The sequence below is a fragment of the Pseudomonas sp. TE3644 genome (assembly GCF_056278815.1).
Window position 1 is genome coordinate 2,809,625 of sequence record NZ_JBWBQF010000001.1, and the last position, 26,434, is coordinate 2,836,058.

23 protein-coding genes are annotated in these 26,434 nt (G+C 62.3%); 9 read left to right on the forward strand and 14 right to left on the reverse strand.

Going from position 1 to position 26,434, the window contains the following annotated elements; translation table 11 throughout:
• Positions 1-133: 133 nt before the first annotated feature.
• The 6 genes from pgm to ACZ9GA_RS12420 form a co-directional block, all read right to left on the reverse strand.
• Positions 134-1,774, reverse strand: a complete 1,641-nt coding sequence (pgm, locus tag ACZ9GA_RS12395) for a phosphoglucomutase (alpha-D-glucose-1,6-bisphosphate-dependent) (RefSeq protein ID WP_457362397.1) — start codon at positions 1,772-1,774, stop codon at positions 134-136.
• A gap of 201 nt (positions 1,775-1,975) precedes the next feature.
• Positions 1,976-4,240: an ATP-dependent DNA helicase gene (locus ACZ9GA_RS12400; RefSeq protein ID WP_457363744.1), complete on the reverse strand. Its 2,265-nt coding sequence runs from the start codon at positions 4,238-4,240 to the stop codon at positions 1,976-1,978.
• Positions 4,237-5,880, reverse strand: coding sequence for a VRR-NUC domain-containing protein (locus ACZ9GA_RS12405; RefSeq protein ID WP_457363743.1), 1,644 nt, complete (start codon positions 5,878-5,880; stop codon positions 4,237-4,239). The genes ACZ9GA_RS12400 and ACZ9GA_RS12405 overlap by 4 nt, the downstream gene beginning before the upstream one ends.
• A 93-nt stretch (positions 5,881-5,973) precedes the next feature.
• The gene (locus tag ACZ9GA_RS12410) at positions 5,974-7,350 is read right to left on the reverse strand and encodes an aminotransferase class I/II-fold pyridoxal phosphate-dependent enzyme (protein WP_457362396.1); all 1,377 of its coding nucleotides are present in this window, start codon (positions 7,348-7,350) and stop codon (positions 5,974-5,976) included.
• Positions 7,350-8,852 carry a hypothetical protein gene (locus ACZ9GA_RS12415; RefSeq protein ID WP_457362395.1) on the reverse strand — a complete coding sequence of 501 codons (1,503 nt, stop codon included), beginning with the start codon at positions 8,850-8,852 and terminating at the stop codon, positions 7,350-7,352. Before ACZ9GA_RS12415 ends, ACZ9GA_RS12410 begins: the two co-directional genes overlap by 1 nt.
• A gap of 662 nt (positions 8,853-9,514) precedes the next feature.
• Positions 9,515-10,528: a zinc-dependent alcohol dehydrogenase family protein gene (locus ACZ9GA_RS12420; RefSeq protein WP_457362394.1), complete on the reverse strand. Its 1,014-nt coding sequence runs from the start codon at positions 10,526-10,528 to the stop codon at positions 9,515-9,517.
• Between the two features lie 214 nt (positions 10,529-10,742).
• Between ACZ9GA_RS12420 and ACZ9GA_RS12425 the strand changes: the two genes are divergently transcribed.
• Positions 10,743-11,657, forward strand: a complete 915-nt coding sequence (locus ACZ9GA_RS12425) for a LysR family transcriptional regulator (RefSeq protein ID WP_457362393.1) — start codon at positions 10,743-10,745, stop codon at positions 11,655-11,657.
• Between the two features lie 153 nt (positions 11,658-11,810).
• Complete coding sequence (locus ACZ9GA_RS12430; RefSeq protein ID WP_457362392.1) at positions 11,811-13,079, forward strand: tyrosine-type recombinase/integrase; 1,269 nt, start codon at positions 11,811-11,813, stop codon at positions 13,077-13,079.
• 403 nt (positions 13,080-13,482) lie between these two features.
• On the opposite strand, the gene ACZ9GA_RS12435 is transcribed toward ACZ9GA_RS12430, so the two are convergent.
• Positions 13,483-14,409 carry a universal stress protein gene (locus ACZ9GA_RS12435; protein ID WP_457362391.1) on the reverse strand — a complete coding sequence of 309 codons (927 nt, stop codon included), beginning with the start codon at positions 14,407-14,409 and terminating at the stop codon, positions 13,483-13,485.
• 202 nt (positions 14,410-14,611) lie between these two features.
• Between ACZ9GA_RS12435 and ACZ9GA_RS12440 the strand changes: the two genes are divergently transcribed.
• Both ACZ9GA_RS12440 and ACZ9GA_RS12445 read left to right on the forward strand, forming a co-directional pair.
• Entirely contained in the window at positions 14,612-15,148 is a 537-nt protein-coding gene (locus tag ACZ9GA_RS12440; protein ID WP_457362390.1) for an Hsp20/alpha crystallin family protein, read from the forward strand.
• Positions 15,149-15,218: 70 nt separating this feature from the next.
• Complete coding sequence (locus ACZ9GA_RS12445) at positions 15,219-15,866, forward strand: BON domain-containing protein (RefSeq protein ID WP_457362389.1); 648 nt, start codon at positions 15,219-15,221, stop codon at positions 15,864-15,866.
• Positions 15,867-16,285: 419 nt separating this feature from the next.
• Here ACZ9GA_RS12445 and ACZ9GA_RS12450 read toward each other — a convergent pair whose 3' ends face one another.
• Positions 16,286-17,518 (reverse strand): acetate/propionate family kinase, encoded by a 1,233-nt coding sequence (locus tag ACZ9GA_RS12450; protein ID WP_457363742.1) that lies wholly within the window; start codon positions 17,516-17,518, stop codon positions 16,286-16,288.
• A 13-nt stretch (positions 17,519-17,531) separates the two neighbouring features.
• Positions 17,532-17,930 (reverse strand): hypothetical protein, encoded by a 399-nt coding sequence (locus tag ACZ9GA_RS12455; protein WP_457362388.1) that lies wholly within the window; start codon positions 17,928-17,930, stop codon positions 17,532-17,534.
• Positions 17,931-18,109: 179 nt separating this feature from the next.
• On the opposite strand from ACZ9GA_RS12455, the gene ACZ9GA_RS12460 reads away from it, so the two are divergent.
• The 3 genes from ACZ9GA_RS12460 (at position 18,110) to ACZ9GA_RS12470 (ending at position 20,399) form a co-directional block, all read left to right on the forward strand.
• Positions 18,110-18,535 (forward strand): potassium channel family protein, encoded by a 426-nt coding sequence (locus tag ACZ9GA_RS12460; protein WP_457362387.1) that lies wholly within the window; start codon positions 18,110-18,112, stop codon positions 18,533-18,535.
• Between the two features lie 115 nt (positions 18,536-18,650).
• On the forward strand, positions 18,651-19,397 hold the full coding sequence (locus tag ACZ9GA_RS12465; protein WP_457362386.1) for a helix-turn-helix domain-containing protein: 747 nt from the start codon (positions 18,651-18,653) through the stop codon (positions 19,395-19,397).
• Between the two features lie 18 nt (positions 19,398-19,415).
• Positions 19,416-20,399, forward strand: coding sequence for a zinc-dependent alcohol dehydrogenase family protein (locus ACZ9GA_RS12470; RefSeq protein ID WP_457363741.1), 984 nt, complete (start codon positions 19,416-19,418; stop codon positions 20,397-20,399).
• On the opposite strand, the gene ACZ9GA_RS12475 is transcribed toward ACZ9GA_RS12470, so the two are convergent.
• The 3 genes from ACZ9GA_RS12475 to ACZ9GA_RS12485 form a co-directional block, all read right to left on the reverse strand.
• Positions 20,366-21,772, reverse strand: a complete 1,407-nt coding sequence (locus tag ACZ9GA_RS12475; RefSeq protein WP_457362385.1) for an MBL fold metallo-hydrolase RNA specificity domain-containing protein — start codon at positions 21,770-21,772, stop codon at positions 20,366-20,368. The genes ACZ9GA_RS12470 and ACZ9GA_RS12475 overlap by 34 nt on opposite strands.
• A gap of 44 nt (positions 21,773-21,816) precedes the next feature.
• The gene (locus tag ACZ9GA_RS12480) at positions 21,817-22,755 is read right to left on the reverse strand and encodes a universal stress protein (RefSeq protein WP_457362384.1); all 939 of its coding nucleotides are present in this window, start codon (positions 22,753-22,755) and stop codon (positions 21,817-21,819) included.
• Between the two features lie 70 nt (positions 22,756-22,825).
• Entirely contained in the window at positions 22,826-23,077 is a 252-nt protein-coding gene (locus tag ACZ9GA_RS12485) for an Lpp/OprI family alanine-zipper lipoprotein (RefSeq protein ID WP_457362383.1), read from the reverse strand.
• Positions 23,078-23,259: 182 nt separating this feature from the next.
• On the opposite strand from ACZ9GA_RS12485, the gene ACZ9GA_RS12490 reads away from it, so the two are divergent.
• Both ACZ9GA_RS12490 and ACZ9GA_RS12495 read left to right on the forward strand, forming a co-directional pair.
• Complete coding sequence (locus ACZ9GA_RS12490; RefSeq protein ID WP_457362382.1) at positions 23,260-24,198, forward strand: universal stress protein; 939 nt, start codon at positions 23,260-23,262, stop codon at positions 24,196-24,198.
• 119 nt (positions 24,199-24,317) lie between these two features.
• The gene (locus tag ACZ9GA_RS12495) at positions 24,318-24,965 is read left to right on the forward strand and encodes a BON domain-containing protein (RefSeq protein WP_457363740.1); all 648 of its coding nucleotides are present in this window, start codon (positions 24,318-24,320) and stop codon (positions 24,963-24,965) included.
• Between the two features lie 171 nt (positions 24,966-25,136).
• Here ACZ9GA_RS12495 and ACZ9GA_RS12500 read toward each other — a convergent pair whose 3' ends face one another.
• Together ACZ9GA_RS12500 and ACZ9GA_RS12505 are read right to left on the reverse strand one after the other, a co-directional pair.
• Complete coding sequence (locus tag ACZ9GA_RS12500) at positions 25,137-25,697, reverse strand: nitroreductase family protein (RefSeq protein WP_457362381.1); 561 nt, start codon at positions 25,695-25,697, stop codon at positions 25,137-25,139.
• Entirely contained in the window at positions 25,694-26,380 is a 687-nt protein-coding gene (locus ACZ9GA_RS12505) for a phosphoribosyltransferase (RefSeq protein WP_457362380.1), read from the reverse strand. Before ACZ9GA_RS12505 ends, ACZ9GA_RS12500 begins: the two co-directional genes overlap by 4 nt.
• Positions 26,381-26,434 lie beyond the last annotated feature (54 nt).

Sequence of the window (26,434 nt, forward strand, 5' to 3'; positions counted from 1 at the left end):
GCAGTGGTGTCAGTTAGGCAAAGCTCTTAGCCTTTTGAAGCATTGCAGCCAAAGCTGAGTGCTTTGCCTCCCTGACACCACTGCCGCGACAGGTGTGGGACCGGGCTTGCTCGGGAAACGGCCACCACCGATATCAGCTGATGGCAGCGTCCACCAACACCTGCGCCTCAGCCACCAGGCGCTGCAAATGCGCCTCGTCGACGAAGCTTTCGGCGTAGATCTTGTAAATGTCTTCGGTACCCGACGGCCGCGCGGCGAACCAGCCGTTGGCGGTCATGACTTTCAGGCCGCCGATGGCCTGGTCGTTGCCCGGCGCATGGCTGAGGATCTGCTCGATCTGCTCGCCAGCCAGCTCCGTGGACTTGACCTGCTCAGGCGACAGCTTGCCCAGCGCCGCTTTCTGCGCAGGGCTGGCCTTGGCTTCGACGCGGGTGGCGAACGGTTCGCCCAGGTCGCGGGTCAGCTCCTGGTACGCCTGGCCCGGGTTGCGGCCAGTACGCGCGGTGATTTCCGCGGCCAGCAAAGCAGGGATCAGGCCGTCCTTGTCGGTGGCCCAGACGCTGCCGTCACGACGCAGGAACGAGGCACCGGCGCTCTCCTCCCCACCAAAGCCCAGCGAGCCATCGAACAAGCCGTCGGCGAAGTACTTGAAGCCCACCGGCACTTCATACAGACGGCGACCCAGGCGCGCGGTGACGCGATCGATCAGGCCACTGCTGACCACGGTCTTGCCCACGGCCGCATCAGCGCGCCACTGCGGACGGTTCTGGAACAGGTAGTCGATGGCCACCGCCAGGTAGTTGTTGGGGGCCAGCAGGCCGCCGTTGGGGGTGACGATGCCGTGGCGGTCGTGGTCCGGGTCGCAGGCGAAGGCCACATCAAAACGATCCTTCAGACCGATCAGGCCCTGCATGGCGTACGGCGAGGACGGGTCCATGCGGATCTGGCCGTCCCAGTCCACGCACATGAAGCGGAAGGTCGGGTCGACGTGGGTGTTGACCACGTCCAGGTTGAGCTTGTAGTGCTCGGCGATGGCCGACCAGTAGTTGACCCCGGCGCCGCCCAGCGGGTCGACGCCCAGGCGCAGCCCGGCGCCACGGATGGCGTCCAGGTCGATGACGTTGCCCAGGTCCGCCACGTAGGTATTGAGGTAGTCGTGGCGGTGGGTGGTGGCGGCCTTCAGGGCCTGCTCGTGGCCGATGCGCTTCACGCCTTTCAGGCCATCAGCCAGCAGTTCGTTGGCCTTGGCTTCGATCCATTTGGTGACATGGCTGTCGGCCGGGCCACCGTTGGGCGGGTTGTACTTGAAGCCACCGCTTTGCGGCGGATTGTGCGACGGCGTGATGACGATGCCGTCGGCCAGGCCGCTGCTGCGGCCCTTGTTGTAGCACAGGATGGCGTGGGACACGGCCGGCGTGGGCGTGTACTCGTCGTTGTGCGAGATCATCACCTGCACGCCGTTGGCGGCCAGCACTTCCAGGGCGCTGGCAGCGGCCGGGGTGGACAGCGCGTGGGTGTCGGCGCCCAGGTACAGCGGGCCATCGATGCCCTGCGCCTGGCGGTACAGGCAGATCGCCTGGCTGATGGCCAAAACGTGCCATTCATTGAAGCTTGCATCGAACGAACTGCCCCGGTGCCCGGACGTACCGAAGGCCACGCGCTGGGTGGACTCGGCGGCGTCGGGCTGAACGGTGTAGTAGGCGGTAACCAGTCGCGGAATATCGACCAGCACGTTTGCTGGAGCCGGTTTACCCGCCAATGGACTGAGCTTCATGCATAACCTCTGAAAAAGGAAATCGGGGACACTAGGGGGTCAGTTTACTGGCAGTTTGACCTTGGCGCGACGGGTTAGATCCCCCGGTGCATTAAAAATTGACACCTGCCCCCTGTAGCCGATGCCGCCAGGCTGCGCTGGCCCGCGTGAACCCTGGAGATCGAAGGTGGGGCATAGGGCCAGCGCAGCCTGCGGCAGCGGCTACGGGTTGGGGGACAGGTCCCACCAGCGCGGCAACAGCGCCTTGATGCGGCCTTCGTTGAAGCGATCATCGATCAGCATCACCACGCCCTGATCCTGCTGCCCGCGAATCACCCGCCCCGCCGCCTGCACCACTTTGTGCAGGCCGGGGTACAGATAGGTGTAGTCGTAGCCGGCACCAAAGATCTCGCCCATGCGGCCCTTGAGTTGCTCGTTCACCGGGTTGAACTGCGCCAGGCCCAGGGTGGCGATGAACGCGCCGATCAGGCGCTTGCCCGGCAGGTCGATGCCCTCACCAAAGGCGCCGCCCAGCACTGCGAAGCCCACGCCCTGGCTGTGCTCGCTGAATTGGCCAAGAAAATCCCGCCGCTGCGCTTCGTCCATCCTGCGGCCCTGCAACCACAACGGCACTGCGGGGTGACGCTGGGCCATCACCTCGGCCACCTGCTGCAGGTAGTCAAAACTGCTGAAGAACGCCAGGTAGTTACCCGGAGTCTCCGCAAACTGCGTGGCGATCAAGTCGGCAATCGGCGCCAAGGAGGCCTTGCGGTGGTTGAACCGCGTGGAGATGCTGTCGACGATGCGCACCTGCAACTGCGCCGCCTGGAACGGTGACTGCACATCGATCCAGGCGCAGTCGGCCGGCAGGCCCAGCAGGTCGGCGAAGTAATGCTGCGGGCTCAGGGTGGCGGAAAACAGCACGCAACTGCGCGCCGCTTTTAGCCGCGGGCCGCTCAGGGGCGCTGGCACCACATTGCGCAACGACAACAATCCCTGGCGCCGCCGCCCTGCCCCTTCACGCACGTGAATGTCGAACACGTAGTGCTCGCCGAACAGTTCGGCCACGCGGGTGAACTGCAAGGCCTCGAAGTAAAAATCCAGCCAGGCACGGTCCAGGCCCTCGGGTTGCTCGTTCAGCAGATCGGCAATGGCGCTGACGCAGCGCAACAGCGCCATGACGAACTTGTCCGGCAAATGCAGGTAAGCCTGGTACGGCCCCAACTGGTCCTTGTACAGCGCATTCCACTCCCGATTGAGGCGCTGCAACGGGCTTTTCAGCGCCGCTGGCGGATCGCGGCGCAGTGCCCCCAGCTGGTACTGGTCCAGGCTTGCGCTGTACATGCCGCGCGTGCGCTCCACCAGGTTGTGCGCCTCGTCGGCCAGCAACGCCAGGCGCCACTGGTTGGCCTGGGCCAGGCCGAACAACAGGGCGTTGAGGTCGAAATAATAGTTGTAGTCGCCGATCACCACATCGGCCCAGCGCGCCAGCTCCTGGCTCAGGTAGTACGGGCATACCTGATGGGCCAGCGCCACCTCGCGCACCGCTTGCTGGTTTTGCAGCCGCACCTGTACTGCGGCGGCGCGAGCAGCCGGCAGGCGGTCGTAGAAGCCTTTGGCCAATGGGCAGGACTCGCCATGGCAGGCCTTGTCCGGGTGCTCGCAGGCCTTGTCGCGGGCCACCAGTTCCAGGCTGCGCAACGCGAGCTCAGGGGCGCTGTCACCGATCTGGCGCAGCGCTTCGAGGGCCAGTTGCCGGCCAGGGGTCTTGGCGGTCAGAAACAGGATCTTGTCCAGTTGCTGCGGCACCAGCGCCTTGAGCATGGGGAACAAGGTGCCCAGGGTTTTGCCGATACCGGTGGTGGCCTGGGCCATCAGGCAGCGGCCGGTGCTGACGGCCTTGTACACGGTTTCCGCCAGGTCGCGCTGGCCCAGGCGGAAGTCGCTATGGGGGAATTTCAGTTCGCGCAGGCCTTGATCACGCAGTGCTGCGCGTGCCATCTCCGCCTGCGCCCACGCCAGGAACAGCGCGCACTGCTGGTCGAAAAACGCTTGCAGGTCGCTGGCCTGCCAGGGTTCCTCGATCACCGTCTGGCGGTCGGTGTCCACGTCCAGGTACACCAACGCCAGGTTCAACTGCTCAAGGCCGTCGCGTTGGCACAGCAGCCAACCGTAGACCCGCGCCTGAGCCCAGTGCAACTGGCGATGGTTGGCGGGTTGGCGGTCCAGGTCGCCGCGGTGGGTCTTGATCTCTTCCAGGCGATTGCGTGCCGGATCATATCCATCTGCCCGGCCGCGTACGCGCAGCGGGCCGAACTCACCTTCCAGCGCCACTTCACTCTGGTAACCTGCGCCGCGCCCGGCGGTCACCCGGCGGTGCCCGGCCATGCCTTCCTGGGCACTGGGCGAAGGCGTGAAACGCAAGTCAAGATCGCCCACCTTGGCGGTGAACTCGCACAGTGCGCGTACGGCCACCCGGTAGATCATGGCTGCGCCCATTGCACGTAGCAGACCTGCACCGGCATGGCGTGGCGTGCGCAGAACTCCAGCCAGCGCAATTGATTGTCCTGCAGCCTGTCACCCGGGCCCTTGACCTCGATCATCTGGTAGCGGCGTTCGTCCGGCCAGAACTGGATCAGGTCGGGCATGCCGGCGCGGTTGGCGGCGATGTCCTGCAGCAAGCGTTCAAAACAGTGATGCAAGTGCTCGGCAGGCAGGCAGTGCAGGGCCAGTTCCAACAGGTCTTCGCTCAGGGCGTGCCAATACACGAACGGCGACTGCAGCCCCCACTTGTCGCGGTAACAGGCACGGATGCTGTCCTGATAGCGACCGTCTTGCAGCTGCGCCAGGCACTCGGCGAACAAGGCATCGCGGCGCGGTCGGAAATCGGGCTGATGCAAGTCGGTGGGGCCGCTCTGGAACGGGTGGAAAAAGGCGCCCGGCAACGCCGCGAAAATCGCCGGCCAGCACAACAGGCCGAACAGCGAGTTGATCAGGCTGTTTTCCACATAGTGCACCGGCGCCTGCTCTTGATGCAGGTGCAGCGCCACATGGGTTTCCACGCTTAGCCCCGGCTCGGCGGGCAGCACCAGTTGCCATTCATCCACCGCCACCTTGGGCGTACGCGGCAATGCCGGCAGCCCCAGCTTGCGGCGCAGGCGCGGCACCACGCGGGGAATCTGCTGTGCCTCGGCTGCGCTTTCGGGGGCTGCCAGGGCAGCGTCAGCCAATAGCAACGCCTCATCAAAGCGCTCGCAACGCTCCAGCACCCGCACTTGGCGGGCCCGGGCGCCGGGGTAGGCGCAACGGCCGTAGATGTCCAGGGCGGTTTCCAACAGCCCCTGGCGCTCGCATTGCTGGCCCACGGCAAACATCAGGCGATCGCGACGGCCCTGCAGCCAAGGGTTGTCACTGTGCAATGACGCCAGTTGCTGTAACAGCGGCTCGAGCAGGCCACCCTCCTCCAGCGCCTGTCGGCAGGCCTGCAGCTGCACGCAGAAGTCGATATCGGCACGGCTTTGCAGGCCACGCGAGGCCGGGTCCAGCTCAACCTGCTCATAGCGGTAGATGCCCAGGTCCGCGAGCACGAATTCCGACCAGCCCTGGCGCAGGTTGCCGAAGAACAACAACCGCAGGCGGTCACACAACTCACGTACTGACAGGGAATAGACTGCATCGTCCAAATGCGGGCACCACGCTGCAAAAGGCTGCGGCGCGGGTGCCTGGTCCAGCAACTCGGCCAGCATCTGCTCCTTGCGCAGCGAGGCACGGCTGACCTGCCCCTTGAACAGCGCGAGCAGCTCAGGTTTCTGCAGCACCTCGAACAGCTGGGTCAGGCACAGCGGCCCGTTGTCATCAACCCAGCCGGCCTGAAGCAAGGGCACGACAGCCACGCGGGTGGCGCCGATCTCGTCATAGACCAGCTTGCTGGCCCGGTACAGCGGGCCCTTGCGCATCACCATGCGCACCAGCAGCGCCTGGGAGGCACGGGGCAGTTCGCCGAACCCGCGCACAAAGGCCTGTTCCTGGCTGTCGAGCAGGTCGGCGTAGCGCCGGTCGAGCCAGTCCAGCACGCGCTGGAAGTTGATCAGGTAGTAGAACGGGTCGTCGAGGTTGCCAGGGGTCACGGTGTGCCGAAGTGCCAAGGGTGGAAAGGCACTGGTTATACATACAGACCCCCGATCTTGGCAACGGGTTTTGGACCGATGGCCCCCGGCAGCTCAATCGTCCGTCAACTCCAGCGCCTTGCGCTCCTCCACCATGGCCTCGCCCAGCGCGCTCAGCAGCACTTCCAGTGCCGCACTGTCGATGCCCAGGCCGTTGATCCGCACGTACCGATCGTGCAAGCCGTGGACACTGAACAGTGAGCCAGGCTCCACCACCTGTCCTTGGGTCAACAGCCGCTCGAACACCTTGCGCATGTCCAGGGGGTAACGGCTGCGCAACCATAGGCCAGTGCCGCCCACTGGGTGAACGGCCAGCAGGTGCCGGCCCAGGCGGGCGCGTACCTGGCGGTCGATGCGCCACAGTTGTTGCTGCAACTGCATGCGCAGGTATGGCAACTGCTCGTCCAGCCAGCCCTGCTCCAGCAACCGGGCCAGGGCTTTCTGGCGCAGCGGCGACAGGCGCAGCGCCCGCCGCTGGAAGGCAGCCTCCAGGGGTTGCCCGGCACCGGCGGTCAACAGATAGGCAAACGGCGCCTCCCCTCCCAGCCAAGGCTCCAGCGAGCCCACCACCAAAACCCGGTACGCCGGCAAGCTGTCGCGCAGATACCGGCACGGCTCGAAACCCAGCGCGCCCTGCACGTCGTTTTCCAGCAGCCAGATGTCCTGGCGATTGAGCAAGGCACTCAAGGTGCTGAGGTCGTCGTCCGGCATGCGTGAGCCGTGCACGCTGCTGAAACCGGCGTCCATCACCATCATCCGCACCGGCAGCGTGAGCAGGTGTTCGCGCACGCTGGCCATGTTCAGGCGGCCAGCATCGTTCAGTGGCACCTCGACAATCAGCGCTCCCGCCAGGCGCAAGGCCTGCAGCACCAGCGGGCAACAGGGCGATACCACCAGCACCGGCTCGCCCGCCAGCGCCAATGCCTCGAACGTGATGTCCAGCAAGCCGCGCAGATCGCCGCCCAGGTAGACGTTGCCCGCGTGCCAGCGGTGCCGCGGCCCCTGGGTGTAGCGCGCCGCCAGCGCCGCGCGCAATTCGGGATCGCCGTTGGGGTGCCAGGCCGGGGTGGGCAGCGTGGCGTACTGGCGCTGCGCCTGGCGCTCGAGGCGCAGCAGCGGCACGTCCAGGGCCAACAACGGCACCTGGCGCCGCTGCTCGGTCTGGATGCGCTGCAACAGGTCACCTGCAGCCTTGGCGCGTGCCGGTGGACGGGCGTAGTAGCCGGACTTGGCGACGGCGTACACACGCCCCTCGCGCTCAAGCAAGGTGTAGCTGGTCTGGATGGTGGACACCGACACCCCCAGCCTTGTGGCCAGCGACCGCAATGACGGCAGCCGGAACGGCACGCCCGGCTCGCCGGCGTCAATCAGCGCCGACAGGTAGCGGTACACCGCCTGGTAGGCAAAGCCTGGTTGGGATTTGATCGACATCAGCGGCCACACATCCATTCTGTTTTCGCCTGACCGGTGTGCAGATCGACAACCTGCACCCTGGCACCATCCGGATCGCTGGCGCGCAACCGCGCAATCAGTGTCTGCGGCCCTGGGCCGTTGCTGGCGTGCTGGCCGTACAGGCGCCGAAGCGCCTGGATCGACAGACCGCTGACGGCGGTCAACCAACGGCACAGTGACTCGTCGACGCGGGTACCCTGCAACACCTGGTGCAGCGCCGCCAGGGTATCCACCCGCTCCGGTTGGCAGCGTGCCAGCCAGGTGGCCAGCCCCTTGCCAGCGTCAACAAAGGGGGTAAACAACAGGCAGACGAGCTGCTCTTCACTGACCCCGTAATTGGTGTGGGCATGTTGCTGGGCCAGGGTGCGGCGCTCCTGCAGCTTGTGCGGGTCGTCGTACGCCGACAGCACCAGGTCCACCAAATGGTCGGGCATGCCCTTGCGGGTCATCAGTTGCCGGGCCAGCCGCAGGTACTGCGCCACCCCATCGCCGTAGCTGGCCGATTCCAGGTGCTCGGCACGCAGGCCTTGCAGATGCGCCATCAGCAGGGGGTTGGCACAGGCGGTCTCGCTGAAACCCAGCGCCTGGGCCGAAAACCGAAAGCCCAGGAACTCGACCAGCAGGCGCCAGTGTTGCTCGGGCGCCACCGCCAGCAGGTCATCCATGGCCAGCACGTGCACGTGCACCTTGCGTCGCGGCCGTGGCAGGCGCCGGGTGCCCGGCTTCTCGCCATACAGCTGCCGGTGATAGGCCTCGCCCAGGCGCCCGATGACTTCCAGGGCGCTGTCGGTGCCGCCCCCCACCCCTGCCCGCTCGCCCAGGCCGGCCTGGCGGGCCGCGCGCAGCCCCCAGGCCAGGTAGCGGCGCTGACGCATTGGCGGCTGGGCACTGACCAGGGCGTGCACCCCGCCATTCCAGGCCATGGCCCGCTGGTAGAAATCGCCGCGCCCCAGGTAGCAGCCATGGCACAGCGCGGCGCGACCGTCGCCGCCCAGGTGGCCGTTGACCAGCAGATCGGTGCGGTTGCGCAGGCGCGTCGCCGACGATAGCGGCACCAGGGCGTCGTAGGGCAGCACCTGCTGGTCATCGACCACCACCAGCTCCACCCGTGAATCATCGTGCAACGACAGGGCCGCGTAACCACGCTCGATGTTGCCCATCACCTCCTGGCCCATGCCCGAATGACGATAGATGGCGACCCGCAGCGCGAAGGTGTCCTGATGGCGGGCCGCAATGCTCAATTGCGCCGCCCGCACCAGTGCCAGGCACTGGCCACTGGTACTGCCACCGCCGTGGGCCACCAGCACCTTGAATTGCCCCAGGCGCTCGGGCCCACCGGCGGCCACGCCGATGCGCTGCACCAGCAATTGCAAAGCTGCCCGCTGGGCATGGGTAAAGTGCATCAGCAACTTTTCCAGCACCTGCTGGTAAATATTGCTCATGGCTTCGCGATGGATAACGCTGACGTGATGACTTGTCACTCATTGACACCGTATATGTGGAGTTGTTGTTGATCTTCAGAACTTTCTTACAACTTCCTACGGACAACGACAGCGACCCAGCGGGCAAGGCGCAATGGGTTGGACAGGCATGACTCGGTCCCTGAGCTATCCGATGAATCCATGGTAGTCAGGGCTGGCAGGCGATTAATAGCGACAGAACAGTGGCAAAAACCAGTGCAGATACAGAGGGAAATTCGCCGAAAGACGGCGAAAGCCCTGTTTAGAGGGGTTGGGAAAATGGGGTGGGCTTGGTTGTAGGAAATTTCAACTGAAGTTACGGAAGTGTCTGGCTGGTTTGGGGGACTGGAAATGTCGGAAATTGAGGGGGGGTATTTTTGGGGGTTGCGTTAGGGCGGTCAGGGGTCAGACGTTGGGCTTTTGGCGGTCTTGAGATCGAGCGCCGTCCGCACGGCGCTTCCCGGGCAGAGCCCGGTCCTACGTTTGTTTCGGGCCAGTTATGCCTGTGAGATCACCTCGACCGCTCTGCTGGCCCGACACAAATCCGCAGTGAACAAACAAGGCGGGCCAGGTGATACCCCAGACATAATTGGCCCGAAACAAATGTAGGACCGGGCTCTGCCCGGGAAGCGCCGCGCGGGCGGCGCTCGATCTCAAGACCGCTGAAGACCTTATGTCAGACCCTACAAACTCAACGCAATCCGCCCCCCGCACGGGCACTCATCCATCAACCGGTGCGCCTCCACAAACTGCTCGAACGGGAACACCCGGGTAATCTGCGGCACCAGCACGCGATCAGCCGTCAACTGGTTGATCTCACGCAAGGCGCGCTGCAACGCCGCATTATCCTGACTGATGCCCAGCTCCGGCTTGCCGGTGAAGTTGCCCAGGCAGTGCACATAGAACTGAATGTTCTTCTGGAACGCCGCGCACGCCGGGAACGGTGTCTGGTTGCCGCCCTGCAGGCCATACAGGATCAGGCTGCCACGCGGCGCCAGCACATCCCCCAGAATCGACATCTGCGGGCCGCCCAGGCCATCGAGCACCATGTCCACGCCACGGTTGTCGGTGTACTTGTTGATCGCCATCAGCAGATCTTGCTCTTCGGTGACGATCACCTTGCTGGCGCCCAGCGACAGCAGGTACTCACGCTCGTCCGGCGATTTGGTGGCCGCGATCACCTTCAACCCCAGGGCATTGCCCAGTTGCACGAACGAGGGGCCTGCGCAGTGGCTGGCGTCTGTGACCAACGCCGTCTGCCCCGGCTTGGCGCGGGCCAGTTCGGTGTAGGCAAACGACGCGATCAGGAACGGCGTGTAGTGCACCGCCGCCTCCACGGGCGTCAGCACATCGGGATAACGGGTCAGGGCCAGCGCCGGCAGCACGATGACTTCACCATACACCGGGTACTGATTGGGGCTTTCGGCCGGGAAGCTGGCCACCTTGTCGCCCACCGCGAAGCCTTCGACGCCCTCGCCCACCGCTGTCACCACCCCGGCCATTTCATGACCAAGGCCTGCGGGCAAGCGCGCCTGGGACGGCGCCAGGTTCTGGCGCCACAGCACGTCGTACCAGCTGATGCCGATCGCCTCGACGCGCACCTGCACTTCGCCCGGGCCGGGCAAGGCGGCCGCATGCTCTTCGCACTTGAGCACTTCGGCCGGGCCAAACTTGTGAAAACGGATCGTGCGGGACATCGCAAACCTCGCCTTTTTAACCTCTAATGCCATGAACTCTATCCGGGCTTTAGCCGTTAGACCACCCGTGGCTATTAATAGTCGACATGCCTGACATTGATTGCGCGATGGCTTGCGCGCCAGGCAAAACTGAATTTACCCGTGCAGATTAACAGCCTTTGCCCGTAAGATTCACGCATGAACCATTTGTCACCCTTGCCCTGAAGCGAGCCCGATGAATCGAAACGACCTGCGCCGCGTCGACCTCAACCTGCTGATCGTCTTCGAAACGCTGATGCACGAACGCAGCGTGACCCGCGCCGCCGAAAAACTGTTCCTCGGCCAACCCGCCATCAGCGCCGCGCTGTCGCGCCTGCGCGGCCTGTTCGACGACCCGCTGTTCGTGCGCACCGGGCGCAGCATGGAGCCCTCGGCCCGCGCCGTGGAAATCTTCGCCCTGCTGTCCCCGGCCCTGGACTCGATTTCCACCGCCGTCAGCCGCGCCGCCGACTTCGACCCGGCCACCAGCACCGCCGTGTTCCGCATCGGCCTGTCGGACGACGTCGAATTCGCGCTGCTGCCACCGCTGCTCAAGCGCCTGCGCGCCGAATCCCCGGGCATCGTCCTGGTAATCCGCCGCGTCAACTACATCCTCGCCCCGCCGCTGCTGGCCTCGGGCGAAATCTCCATCGCCGTCAGCTACACCAGCGACCTGCCGGCCAACGCCAAACGCAAGGTACTGCGCCGCAGCCGCCCCAAACTGCTGCGCGCCGACACCATGCCCGGGCCCATCAGCCTCGACGACTTCTGCGCACGGCCCCATGCACTGGTGTCGTTTGCCGGGGATTTGAGCGGGTTTATCGACACCGAGCTTGAGAAGCTGGAACGCAAGCGCCACGTGGTGCTGGCGGTGCCGCAGTTCAATGGGCTGAGTACGTTGCTGGCGGGGACCGATATTGTTGCCACGGTGCCGGACTATACGGCTGAGGCATTGACGGCGGCTGGGGGGATTCGGGCGGAGGAGTTGCCGTTGGAGATGCCGGGGTTCGAGCTGCACATGGCGTGGCGGGGGGCGCAGGATAATGATCCGGGGGAACGGTGGTTGCGGTCGCGGATTCAGATGTTTTTTGGGGACCCCGATAGTTTGTGATCGAGTTCCACTGAGTGCCACAAATTCGTTATAAAACAATAATTTAGCGCTAAAACCTGTCCACTGCCGTCCGTCCAAATCCACTGATTTCCAAGACCTCTGGGGGTATATTTAGGGTAATTGTTCATTTTACGAAAACGGTACCCCCAGCAAATGCCCCCTGACAGCCCCCCCGTTTTTCGGCGCAAACTCAGCGACGCCTTCGTCCGCTCGGTGGATCAGTCGGGCAAATACGCCGATGGCGAAGTCCCCGGCCTGTTCCTCCAGGTGAAGACCTCGCTGAAAGCCGGCAAGCCGGCGTCCAAGTACTGGCGGCTCAAGTACCGCCTGCACGGCAAGGAAAACCTGTTTGCCGTCGGCCGCTATCCGGACATTGGGCTCAAGGAAGCACGCGACATCGCCCGCGCGGCGCGACGCGACGTGGCCAACCATATTGCCCCGCTCAAGGCAAAGACGGCCAAGCTTGAGGCCCAGTTGCTCAACGAGGCGCGCACCTTCCGCTACGTCGCCGAGCAATGGCTGAACTTCAAGTCCGCGGAACTGGTGACCAAGTCCGTCTCGGGGTTCACCGGTGCGCTCAATAATCACATCCTGCCGCGCATCGGCGACAAGCCGGTCAGCGAGATCAAGCTCGAGCACATCACCGCCATCCTCACCGAGCTGCGCCGCCAGCGCATCATGGCCATGGCACGCCGAGTCCGCACCATCATCCGCGCGGTGCTGGGGTTTGCCGAAGGGCGCGGCTGGGTCGAGCGCAACGTGGCGCTGAGCAATATCGAGGAACTGAAGATTCGCCATGTGGTGACCAGCAACCCGGCGATCGAGCGGCCGGCGGACCTCGGCCGCTTTTTGCTGCGCCTCGACGAGCGCAGCACCGGCGCCGTGGCAGCGGCCATGCGCCTGCTGGTGATGCTGCCGGTGCGTCCCGGCGAGCTGGTGAAGATGCGCTGGGAGGACGTCGACCTGGTCGGCGCCGACTGGCGTTATGTGGTCAGCAAAACCAAGCACCTGGACCGCAGCAAGCACATCGTCCCCTTGCCCGAGCAGGCCCTGGTGCTGCTGCGCGAGCTGCGCAAGACGCGCGTGGTGGATGATGAGGGCAACGGCTGGGTCTTCGACTCGCCGGTCTATCCCGGCCGGCCGATCAACCCGACCTCCATGCTCAAATCGTTTCAGAAGATCTGGCCGGAGTACGACATCACCGCCCACGGCTTTCGTGCCACCTACCGCACCATCGCCCATGAACACCTGGGCATCGACCCCATCGTGCTGGAGCTGTCGCTGTCACACCGCATGCCAGGCGCGCTGGGCGCCGTGTATGCCCGTGCGCAACTGCTGGTGCAGCGGCGCGAAGCCGCCCAGCAGTGGGCCGACTATCTGGACCGGTTGCGCAATAACGCCGCGGCGGACGTGTCGGATTGACGCCCTAAAGGCTGAATTTAGACTGTTGAGTCGCAGCGGGTTAGGTCTGTCGACGCTCACGGTAGGCGAGTAGTCTAGGGTGGTTGACCGAGGGCGAGCAGCCTGCGCTACTCCGGGCTATGTGCGAACCATCAGGCAGCAGTTGCACACCTCTTTTGAGTCGAAGATCGAGTTTCTGCCAGCATCAGCGGTGCCGTGATGCCCGGCTCACGCCCAATGAAATATGGTGACTGTCCATGAATCGGGGTCGCATTGCCCCTCCCGGCGCGAAGGGGCATACGCAAGGTGCGTTCCAAGTTAGCGAGTTCTATGTTTGCAACGCCAGCCCCAGCCGTATGAGCCTTACTTTTCCTCGGAAGGAGGGGCCGCATGGCTGCTGCGCGCTTGCGATCCTGGGCAGCGTTCAAGCGACATCACTTCCTGCATCAGCGGATCGCTGTGCCTCGACCGCGTCATCAGGCTTACCCCGTCCAACCGCCGTTTGCAGGCAAGACCGCTTCATGACCAAGACACTACAAGGTGCATGTTTGAGTAGGCCTTCGGTAATGGTGCCAATAGCGCAGGCGTGGGTGGCGTGATTAGCAGACGCGATCACCAAAAAGTCGAAATGGCTCCGCTGCAGGTAGGAATGCACCGCGCTGGCCGGCGTCCCGGCCAGAAAATGACGGTGCGCGGGAGCGATGTCATGCTGGGCGGCCAATGCGAAGAAAGCCTGTTGCCGCGTTTCGTAGCTGGCGGTTGCAGCGCTGTGCGCCGCACTGTCGTAAACACTGACCACGTCCAGTGATCCCTCCAGAGCGTTAGCCAAATACTGGGCGAGCCCGATGGTAGCGTTATTACCATTGTCCTGCTGGCGTACAGGCAACTCGACATCTACCGCCGCGAGTACTTTGCCACCCGCTCCCTGGAGGCCTGGCTGGATGTACATGACTGATACCGGGCTCTGGCTTAGCAATTCCCAGTCCATTGGCGACAGGGTCTGGGCTTGAGTCGTCAATTCTTTGATGATGATGTCGGCCTGGATGCACTGCGCATAGGCGACGCAGTGCGGCGCACTCATTCGCGCTGCCACGCATTCGGAAATGACGTCCAGCCCTTTGCTCCTGAGCCTCGCAGCTTGCCGGTCGAGGCACTGGCCCAGAGAGTCGCCTACCGGCACGACAGTCGGGTCAGGACCCGCCGAGTGAGCATCGGCTGCCTGTGGATCGGTAAAATAGGCCACATGCAGCGGGGCCTTCAGTGCCAGCGCCAAATCGCTCGCGAAATCCAGACCGTAGCCTGGAGTGGCTGTGGCGCACGCCAGAAACAATAAACGCAATGGGCGGGTCATCTCACACCTCCATAGCTGGCCAGTTGACACGCCTGTACCACCGGCGCGGGGTCGCTTGCTGAACGATTTGCCGATTGCCCGCAAAGCACTTGAGGCGATTAAACCCATGACCGTTCATGCTGTGTCTGATCTGGATCAAACCTACGCAGGGTAGTTGGATGACGATACAAGTGTACTTCCATCCACAGAAGGAGGCGCCACCATGTCCAATTCAGTAAAAAAAATGCCGGTCCGCCCGGCGGCAACCCATCCACTGCCTGCCAGTGAACTTTGGCGGCCCCTGGATCGCCTGCGCAACCAAGTGGACCGCCTGTTCGAGGACTTTGGCCTAAGCGGAAATTTCTTCTCTCTGCGCCGTAGTCCTTTCGACGGCGATCCTTTTTTCCGCTACGAGTGGATGGCGGGCCGGGAGCCCGCCGTCGACATTCGCGAGCTGGCAAAGAGTTACGAAATCACCGCCGAACTACCGGGCATGGACGAAAAAAACATCGAGATCAAGTTGACCGACCAGCAACTGATCATTCGCGGGGAGAAAAAAGCCGAAAAAGATGAGCAGCATAAGGGGTACCACCTTTCCGAACGCCACTATGGCAGTTTTGAGCGGCTGTTCAGCCTGCCCCAAGGGGTGGACCCGGAAAATGTTCAGGCACGCTTTAGCAAAGGCTTGCTGAGCATCTCGCTGCCGAAGAAACCGGAGGCGATCAAATCGGAAAAAACCATCGCGATCCAGAAAGGCTGAGCCTTCAGCCCTCTCGTTCTGAGCGGCGAGAGGGCTGGCTAGACCCGCCATCACTGACAGGAGCCCTCTCATGAACGATTTGGAGTTACGCCGCGCCGTTCTGGATGAACTCGAATACTGTCCTCAGCTCCCAGCCCAGACAATTGGCGTGGCGGTCGAGGATGGAGTGGTCAGCCTCACCGGCCACGTACCGACCTATGGGCAAAAACTGATTGCCGAACGCGCGGTGCAAAGCATCAAGGGCGTCAAGGCCATTGCCGAGGAGCTCGAAGTACGTGCTGTCGATGACGAAACGCCTGCCGACGACGAAATCGCAGCCCGCTGTCTGGATCTCATTCGCTGGAATGCGAACCTACCGGATGACCGCATCCAAGTCAAAGTTCAGCACGGCTGGGTAACGCTGCAGGGCGAGGTACCCTGGCACCATCAAAAACACACCGCCGAACGCGCGGTACGGACCCTCGCAGGTGTTTCCGGGATCGACAATCGGATAGGGGTCCGCCCGGCGAATCAGGCCCCGGATATCAAGGCACAGATTGAGGCGGCGCTGCAACGCAATGCCGAGTTGGACCACCGCCACATCAGGGTTGACGTACAAGACAAGTCAGTCAGACTCGATGGCTACGTGCACCTCTGGCGGGAGCGCAAAGCGGCCGAGCATGCCGCTTGGGCAGCCCCTGGAGTAGAGCACGTCGACAATCATCTGCTGATCGCCTGAAGCCTCCGACGCGTGATCTTTTTATCTGGACCGTTCCAGACGGGCCGTCGACATATTCGACCTGGCACCCTGGCTGGAACACACGCGTCGAAAGGTACGGGCACTGGCCACGGCTACGAAGGCCCGTCCATCCCGCAAGCGCGCCTTGAACGTGACCTCGGTCCGCCTTCCACACAATGCCACCCCCAGCAGCGCGCCCAGCGGGCCCATTAGCAACAGACCGGCACCACCCCACATCAGCGCACTTGCCAGTGACAGGCTATCCTCACACCCCACGCACTCGACCTCCGTCAGATGGGAACAGGCGACGCTAAGCAACGGTTTATCCAGATCCAAAGGCTGCAGAGTCAAACAATGGCCATCAAAGGCAGATGGCCCCGGATGAAAATCTCCGCAAACGATGTTAACGGTCGGCATGATCAATGCTCCTGATTGATGGGGGGCAGAGGCCTGGACGCGGACAGCAACGCCAAGCTGTGCCTGGCCATGACGAAGTTTTCATCCGTGGGAATAACCCAGGCACTCACTTTGCTGCCAGGCCGCGATAACCGAGCCGCCTGGGCGTTTACTTGAACGGGCTGCGGCGCCAAGGCCTGCAGTCCTAACCAGGCGCAGTCGCGCAAGATCGACTCGCGTACCGAAGCCAGGTGCTCGCCTACGCCTCCCGTTAACACGAGGGTGTCAATGCCGCCCACTGCTGCTGCCAGGGCACCAATTTCCTTGACCACGCTGCGTACGAACACCGCCACAGCCTCCCTCGCCCAAGGGTGGTCATGAGCAGCCAGGACTCGCATATCGCTGGATAACCCTCCAGAAAGCCCCAGCACCCCACTGTCGTGGTACAGCAAATGCTCGATTGCTGCCGGCGTCATTCTGTGTTCCCGCAGCAGGTAAAGCAGCACGCCGGGGTCCAAGCGCCCACAGCGGGTGCCCATGATCAGACCGTCCAGGGTGGAAAATCCCATTGAGGTTGCCCGGCTCACTCCGCGATTCAACGCACATACGCTGGCTCCTTGGCCTAGGTGAGCAACCAACGTGCGTGCTTCAGCGGCATCTGGATCGAGCTCAGCCAACGCCGTGGCAATGTACTCGTACGACAATCCATGAAAGCCGTAGCGCCTTACGCCTTCCAGCATCAAGGCGCGTGGTAAGCCAAAAGGCCGCTCCAAGGGGTCAAGTGTCTGGTGGAATGCCGTATCGAAGCAGGCCATCTGTGGCATAGTCGGTCGGCACCGCGCCAGGTGTTTCAAAGGGGCCAAGCCCAACGGCTGATGCATCGGCGCCCAAGGGGTTAGCGCCTGGAGCTCTGCAATCACCGATTCATCGGCCCACACGGCTACCTCACGGCGGTCGCCACCGTGGACGATTCGGTGCGTGGCAGCCTGTACCTTCAGCCCGACGCTACGTTCGGCCCAGTCCAACACGCGCTGTACCGTACCAGAAATACCCGTAGCGTCCGTTGGCCATACGGTGTTGATAATCGGCGCCAAGGGTTCTGTCATTGCCTGCAGACGCGTGGCGCCGCTCGCGCGTATGACCAGCCCTTGCGCTATTTGCGTGGGTATCGGCAGTGCGAGGTTGTAAAAGCTGAGCTTGAGCGTTGCAGACCCGGCGTTGCATACCAATAATGCAGGCCTAGGCGAGCGAGTCATACCCACGGCCCGATCATGGCCGCCACCACTGGTCGACGCAGGCGCCCTCTTCTACGTCGGTCAACGGTTGTAGCGCCATAGGGTCATAGCGGTGAACATCCACCAACGCCAGGCGTAAGATGCCATTTTTGTCCAACAGTGTGCGGGCCAGGCAATTGCATAGGTCGGCGGAAACGGTTGAGTCGGTAGGCACCAGGTCGGCGCTGAACAGCTCCGCCTCCAGACGTGCCGTACAGTCGGTGACCAGTTGGGTCATCGCGTGTGCTGCGAAATGAAAAACGCTGGCGTAGCCAATGACCAGCGTCAGCGGGATCGACAGCAAGATCAGCCCTTCGCGCAGCCAAGAACGCCGCAGGGGTAAGGGCTGGGTCGCAGTCGATTGACCGTGATCGCGCCATTCCATCAGTTTCATGGTCTGCCCTCTCCGATTTGCTGAGGGACAGCATCGCCCTATTCACCAACGCCGGTTTGACTTGAATCAAACTGTCGCGGGTCTTTGACATCGCTCAAGCGTCCACCCTGCACGGCTGCCACACTGGCTAGAGTTACGGTACGTGATGACGCCCTACCCTCCCGCCGGAGACAATCGCGATGTTAACAGTCACGCTGATCAACGCCCTGGTGGTGATGCTTGCCGTGGTCATCCATTACGAATGCCTGCTGCGGCTCAACGACGCACTGACCCATCTCAATCTCTGGGGACATTTTCGATTGGCCCTGGGGGTGTGCGGCGCGATGCTCGCCCACGTCCTGGAGGTCTGGTGCTTCGCCATGGTCTACTTCCTGATGGCCCGCAGCGGTCGTTGGGGCACACTTACCGGCAATTTCGACGGGTCGCTCATGGATTGTGCTTATTTTTCCTTTACCACATACACCACCATCGGCTTTGGCGACGTCGCCCCTCTAGGCCCGCTAAAGTACTTGACCGGATTGGAAGCCTTGACGGGGCTGGTGCTGATCACCTGGACCGCGTCGTTCCTATTTTTGGAAATGCAGAAATACTGGAAACGCCACTGACGCCGTCTTCGACGCACTGCCGCTGGTCGCGTGCAATTAGCGCTGAGACCAGCGGAGCCCAGAGGTCGGCAGTTGGTTTTATAATGGCCGACTGGCTGCTCTCGGAGTGACGCTGATGGCCCAAATCCGTAGTCTGTCGGCTCACTACCTCAAGGCGGCCTGCTCGAACTGTAGCGTTCTCGAACTGTGTGTACCCATCGGACTGAACGGTGTGGAGGTCGAGCGGCTGGATACCTTGATTGCCCAGCGCCTTAAAGTCAGGCGGGGTGGCTCGTTGTTCTTAGTTGGCGATCCGTTGCATGCTCTATTTGCCGTCAGGATCGGCTCCTTCAAAACCACGCTGTTGTCCCTGGATGCCCGGGAGCAGGTTACCGGGTTCCAGCTACCTGGCGAAATCATGGGCCTGGATGCCATCGGCAGCGAACGGCACACCTGCTGTGCCTGGGCGCTGGAGGACAGTGAAGTATGCCCGCTGCCCTTTACTCAGCTGGAGAAGCTGGCCTGCGAACTACCCTCCCTGCAGCACAATTTGCATCGAATCTTCGGCCAAGAAATCGCACGTGATCATGAAATGCTGATGATGCTTGGCAACATGAGCGCTGATGAACGTTTGGCCGCCTTTCTGCTCAACTTGTCCCAGCGCCTGAGTTCGCGCGGCTACTCGTCCCGCCTATTCGTGCTAAAAATGCGCCGCGAAGAAATCGCTTCCTATCTGGGGCTGCGCCTGGAAACGGTATGCCGCAGCATTGCCCATCTGCGGGACCAGGGACTGGTGGAGATCAACGGCCGCGAGGTACGGGTCAACGACATGGAAGCTCTCAAGCAGCAAGTGGTGGGCTGTCGTCGCCCGCCGCAGGAGTAAGCCGTGACCAGCGCGACGATGAACGCCATGGTCCTGAAGGTCGCCGGAACAGCACTGGAGCAGGTGGTGTACCCTACCCCAACGCCTGGGGTCCACCAATTATTGATAAAAGTCCAGGCCTGCGGGGTGTGTCGAACCGACCTACATCTGGTAGACGGTGAATTGCCCCAAGCCGTGCTGCCACGGATCCCGGGGCATGAGATCGTTGGCGAAGTGATCGCGGTGGGAGCTAAGGTACACCCTCGCTGGATCGGTCGGCGGGTGGGGGTGCCTTGGTTGGGCGAGACGTGTGGAACGTGCGCCTTCTGCCGCTCGGGCCGGGAGAATCTATGCGATGAGGCGCGCTTCACCGGCTGCCAGCTCGATGGCGGCTACGCTGAGTATACCGTAGCTGACTGGCGTTTCTGCTTTCCCTTGCCCGACAGCCTATCTCCGGTGCAAGCGGCGCCCTTACTGTGCGCCGGCTTGATCGGCTTTCGTGCGCTGCAGATGGCACAACCTGCGCAACATTTGGGGCTCTATGGTTTCGGCGCTGCGGCGCACCTGGCCATCCAGGTGGCCCGCAGCCGTGGTCAGCACGTCTATGCGTTCACCCGGCCGGGCGACACACTAGGTCAAGCTTATGCCCGTTCACTGGGCGCCGTGTGGGCGGGCGCCTCTGACCAGGTCCCTCCTCAGCTGCTGGAAGCCAGCGTGATCTTCGCACCGGTCGGCGCACTGGTCCCGCAGGCATTGCGCTCGACAAGCAAAGGCGGCTGTGTGGTCTGCGCAGGCATCCACATGAGTGACATTCCAACATTCCCTTACCGCCTGCTATGGGGCGAACGCAGCGTACGGTCAGTCGCTAACCTGACCCGTGAAGACGGCGTGGCATTTTTCAAGACCCTGGAGCACAGTCCTGTGCACTGTGATGTGACGCCCATGGCATTGAGCCAAGCCAATCAGGCCTTGGCCAACCTGCGCTCAGGTCAGGTCAACGGCGCGATAGTACTTGTACCCTGAGGGTCATCGTGCTGGATATTCAAGTCCACGCAGTCGCGGTATTCGGGAACCGACACAGACCAGCCAAGCTCGAGGCTGATACGCCGGCGCAAGGTATCGCTGGCTGCAGGTTCGCCGTGCACCACATAAGTATGCCGCGGTGGCGTGGCAAAACCACCAAGCCACCGCATGATTTGATCAGCGTCGGCGTGGGCTGACATCGACTGCATCGTGACGACTTCGGCGCGAATGGGCACCTCAGTGCCGTGTATGCGTACCGAAGGTGCTCCCGCAACGATTTGCGCGCCGCGTGTGCCGCCGGCTTGAAAGCCGGGGAACAGCAGCGTGTTGCGCGGGTCCGGGGCCAGTTGCTTAAGATGATGCAACACACGCCCTCCCGTTGCCATGCCGCTGGCGGCAATGATCACCGCGGGGGTACGCAGCCGCTCCAGGGCCATCGCCTCGGGGACGGTCTTGATCAGGCGCGCGACATGGCACATCCCGGCACAGTCCTGTGCACTTAAACGGTGCTCTCGGCAGAAGCGTTGATACAACTGGGTAACGTCGGTAGCCATCGGGCTATTCAAATAGATGGGCAGATCGGGGATTGCACCGGTGGCCTTAAGCCGATACAGGTGATACATCAGCAGTTGCGTACGGCCGACGGCGAAGGACGGTACCAAGGTGATGCCTCCGCGCAATGCTGTCTGGGTGACGACCTGCGCCAGTTGTTGCAGCGCTGCGTCAGGCGGGTGACGGCGGTCGCCGTAAGTGGACTCCACCAGGAGGTAATCAGCCTGTACTATCGGCTCCGGCGCCCGCATCACGGGATCGTCGGCACGCCCCAGGTCGCCGGAGAACACCAATGTCTGTCCGTGCACGGTCAACTGCGCAGTCGCCGCCCCAAGGATGTGCCCAGCGCTGCGCAACAGCAAGCTGACCCCGGGCATTACCTGCACAGGGTGATGGCAACTGATCGGGCGAAGCTGGCGCAGCGCACGATGCGCATCCTGCTCGGTGTACAACGGCAATGCCGGATGATGGCGGCTGTAGTGATGGTGATTGGCATATTCCGCTTCTTCTTCTTGTAGTCGGCCACTGTCGGGCAACAGAATCCGGGCCAGCTCACACGTTGCCTCCGTCGCATACACCGGCCCCCGATAGCCATTGCGCACAAGCAGTGGCAGGTAGCCACTGTGATCCAGATGCGCATGGGTTAGCACGACCGCCTGCAGCCCGCTGGCCGGAAGCGGCAGTGGCTCCCGGTTGTGCAGGCGTAACTGTTTGTAACCCTGGAACAGCCCACAATCGACCAATAGGTAGCGGCCTTCATCCTCCAGGAGGTACTTGCTGCCAGTGACGGTTCCTGCCGCCCCGAGAAATGTCAGGTGCATGGTACTGCCCTCGCCGTATGTGGCCTGCCTAGGCACTCGTGTGGTCAAGCGATCAATTCGTTCCAGCCACTCACCTCATCGGGCTTTACCGCCAGCAAGCTGCAGGGGGCCTCGGCCAGCAATCGTTCAGCAGTGCTGCCAATCCGACGTTTGATTCCGTGCTGGCGCAGCGTGCCGATCACCAACGCGTCGATCCTCTTGGCCGCGACAAAATCGTCGATGCTTTGCACCGGCAGGCCATCAAGAAAATATCGCCGGTCCTCGGGCACCCCGTGCCGGTCAGCCAATGCTTGAAAGGCCTGGTGCTGAGCCTGACTGAGCACGGTATAGAGGCCCGTATCCAAGGGCATGCCGCTCATGCCTGCATCAGCCATGAAAGCGGCCGACCAATCAAACACATGCAGCAACTGCAATTGTGCATCGCACTGCTCGGCCAGCTTTACGGCCGCCGTGACAATGTGGTCGTTGAAATCAACGTCCTGCGCTTCGCTGCGCAGCAGGTCGATGCAGGCCGCGATATGCTTGGGCACAGCAGCCCCTGGGCCGGTAACCAGATGCACTGGCGTGGGCAAGTCGCGCAACAGGCGCCAATCCAGGGGCGAATAGAATATACGGCGTACCAGCGCTTCCGGGTGGGCATCCTTAATGATCATTGCTACGGGATTTTGGATCACGAACTCCCGCACGGCCTCGAAGGCGTCACGCGTCCACACCACCTCCACAGTGGTCGTAATGCCTAGGTGGCGAGAGGCGTGGGCCTGCTCATCAAGCCACTGCCGATGACTGTCCACGTAGGCGTTGCAAGCCCGCTCCACGTGTTCACTGTCCAGGTAGCCAGCTAGCATCAACGCCTCGAAGAAGTCGATTGCCATTATATGCAAAGGCAACCCCATGGCCCTGGCCAGTCCCATTGCCCGGTCAAACGCCGGGGTACGCTTCGTCTCCGGGCCTGCGATCAATAACACTCGGGCACTGCTGGTCATGACCATTCCTGCGGTGGGCAACGATAGAGTGCGCCGTGCTCCGGGCCACCTGCCGGGACCGACGCGATAGCTATTTGCGAGCGGCTTTGCTGATGATCCGCATGGCGCGCTCGTTCGCGGCTTCGGCGTCACGTTGGGCGTGGGTGGCGATTTGCATGGCCTGCTCAGCCTTCACCAAAGCTTCGCCAGCTCTCAACCTGGCAGTCGCGGCGTTGGCCTCAATTCCCTCAAGCCTTGCGTCCAGCTCGTTGGCACGCTGCTGGGAACAGCCTGCGGTCAATGCCAGCAGCGCGCAGAATGCAGTCGTCAATCGCGTGTTCATTGGCGGTTTCCTGTAGAGCATCAATCGGTGTGAAGTCATTATCGCCCCGCTTCCCTAGCCCATTTCTGATCTTTATCAAGCAATCCATCCTGGGGACTTCGCCGATTATCTGACGCAGATCAAGCGCCAGTCAGGATCTGGCGTAAAGCTTGGCGGACCATCCTTGTATCCGGAGGCGCGTCATGTCGGAACTATCGCGGTACTTACTCGTGCTATCCCCATTGATGCCCTCCAATGCGGCGTTGGTCAGGGCTGCCGCGCTCGCCAAGGCAGCAGGCAAACCATTGCATGTGGCCGCCTTCGACTACCTCGAGGGCCTGGCAACACTCAGCCCCTTCAACCGCCCATTCAGTGAGCCTGCCAAGCAGGAATATCTGCAGCGCCACCGCCAGTGGCTTGAAGCTCAGGTGGCGCCGCTACGCGGCGAGGGCTTGGTCATTACCACCGAGGTGACATGGCTGGATGATCCTTACCGGCAAATCCTTGAACATTTGCGCGAACAACCGATTGAGCTGGTGATCAAAGAAGTCGAACAGGTACCCTGGCTCACAAGGCTGATTTTCACCACACTTGATTCGCAGTTGCTGCTGGGGTGTGGTGCCCCGCTGTACTTCATCGACCCAACCGGCAACGTGTTGCCGCAACGCATCCTGGCAGCGGTAGACCCGTTCCATACCAGCGACGGCTACCAGGCCATGAACGACCGCATTCTTCATGAAGCCGTCAAGCTGGCCGGGCTGTGTCATGCCACTATCGATGTGGTCTATGCCCATGACCTTTGCTCGATACGCGCCGACGAATTCGAGACCGACAGCGTGAGGGCGCTGCTGTCTTCCCACCAGGCCACTACTTTGTTTACCGCCCAGGCTGAGGCTTTCAGGCTGTTGGCACAACGCCATGGCATCGCCGAACACCAGCGCCACCTGATTGTCGGCAACCCCGCAAAAGTGCTGATCAATTACGTCAACGTGCACCATGTAGACGTGGTCGTGATGGGCCGAGTGGCACGCTCCTCCCGCGCTCGTACGGTCGGCAGTACGGCGCAGCAACTGGTCAATGCCATGCCCTGCAGCCTATGGATGGTCGTGCCGGAGGATCTAGCCGGCGAGGCAAGCGCTTGACCTGGCAAGGACTGTTGGCAAACGACACCTTGCTGGCTGTTGCTAAAACCGACCACCAATTTCCCGAGAAACCGCTGAAGGGCAAACACTGCTGCCCTAACCATGAACAGGAGCTGACCATGAGCGATTTAATCCTGCGAAACAGTATCCTCGACGAACTGGAATTCGTCCCCGAAATCGATGCAGCCGAAATTGGTGTGACCGTCCATCAAGGCATCGTGACCCTCACCGGCAACGTCAAGAATTACGCCCAGAAAATTGCCGCAGAGCGAGCCGTCAAAGCCGTTAAGGGCGTGCGGGCTGTTGCCGAGGAGATACAGGTAAAACTAGTGCCCGGTGCAGGCCACGACGACGAAACCATTGCCTCGCGCGTACTCGAGCTCGTTACCTGGAATGTAGAGATTCCGGAGGGGGACATTCAGGTCATGGTGCAGCATGGCTGGGTGAGCTTGGAAGGAAAAGTAGATTGGCAGTATCAACGCGACGCCGTCGAACACGCCGTCAGCAAGTTGGCGGGCGTGGTGGGTATCCACAACAAGATCAGTCTCAAGCCCCATTTGAAAGTACTGGACATCCAACGACGGATTGAAGAGGCGTTCCAACGCAACGGGGAACTCTGTGCACAGGATATACGCGTCAAGGTCGACGGCGACGTGGTCAAGCTACAAGGCAAAGTGCATCTATGGCACGAACGCGCCGTGGCGGAGCGAGCAGCCTGGTCCGTTCCCGGCGTGCGACAAGTGGAAGATCAACTGCTGATCGCCTAGGGCAGCATAACCTGGCAGCAACCCATGAAAGCCAATGGGTTGCTGCCTTGCAGAACCGGCTTCGCCACCAGAACGGGGGTTAATGATCCAAAAGGCCAAGTTGGCCTGAACCTCGCCAAGCGTTGGTACCATATGGAGCATTAAAGTCGACCGAAGATTCCCACCGCCCTATCATCCGATCCAGAGCGTTTCAGGTGCCGGACGCCGTACGCGCGGCACCGGTCCAGCCGGGAGCCCCACAATAATAGGCGCAATCGGCATCCAGGCTTTAGGCAATCCCAGCATTTGTTTGCCTTCAGGCGTCTTGAGGAACGCTTGGGCCAAACCTATCCAGCATGAGCCCAATCCGGCAGCGTAGGCTGCCAGCATCAGGTTTTGCGCCGTCAGGGTACAATCCTCGATCAGCCAATGTCCTTGAGCTGGTCCGGCGATCACGATCAGCACCGGTGCATGGTAGAAAATCTGGAAGGCGGGATCTCCAAGCCGCGCCTGGAATGCTCCGGCAGGGCTACTGCCGGGGCCAGCAGTGAGCAAATAGGCTTTCGCGGCTTCCGAGACCTGATCAAGTAGGGCTTGGTCCCGCACTACCGCAAATCGCCAGGGCTGTTCATTGCGGGCGCTGGGCGCCTGGATTGCCGCGTCGATCAGCAGGTGAATCTTGGATTCGCTCACTGGATCGCGGGTATATTCACGCACCGAGCGGCGCCCGGTGATTGCTTCGTTAATGTTCATCTCGCCGTGCCTCCCGTTGTTGGCTGCCAGGCACATTGCAGCAGCTCGACCACCTGCTCATCCGACACCTGGCTGAAATCCTGGTACCAGTAGCCAATCGATACCATCCAGTCCGGCGTCAGCACGCAAACGAGGTCATCGACTTCATCGCGCAACGCCTGTACGGTTTCAGCCGGGGCAACGGGCACTGCAACCACAATGCGCAAAGGCGCCTGCTGGCGAACCGCATGTATCGCCGCCTTCATGCAGGCGCCCGTGGCCAGCCCATCGTCCATCAGGATGACCACCTTGCCTTTGAGTTGGGGGGGCGGGCGGTTACCTCGGTACACTTGTTCGCGCCGCGCCAATTCCCGCTGTTCACGCTCAACGATGTCCCCGATGTTCGCTTGATCCAGGGCATGGTGGTACACGACATCCTCGTTGAACACTTCAACACCACCGGGCGCGATGGCGCCCAAGGCAAATTCCTCATGCCCGGGCACACCCAGCTTGCGCACCACCATCAGGTCAAGATCCAGTTGTAAAGCGTTGGCCACCGCGAAGGCCACTGGCACGCCACCACGCGGCAATGCCAGAACGATTGCGTCGCGGCGATCGGCGTAATCCTGCAGCAGGCCAATCAAGGCTTTGCCTGCCGCGATGCGGTTTGGAAAAGTGGTCGGCAACGAAGGACTTTGACTCATGACAACCTCCCGGCACTTTGGCCTGCTAGCAAATACCCGTGGCGATCGGTGCCT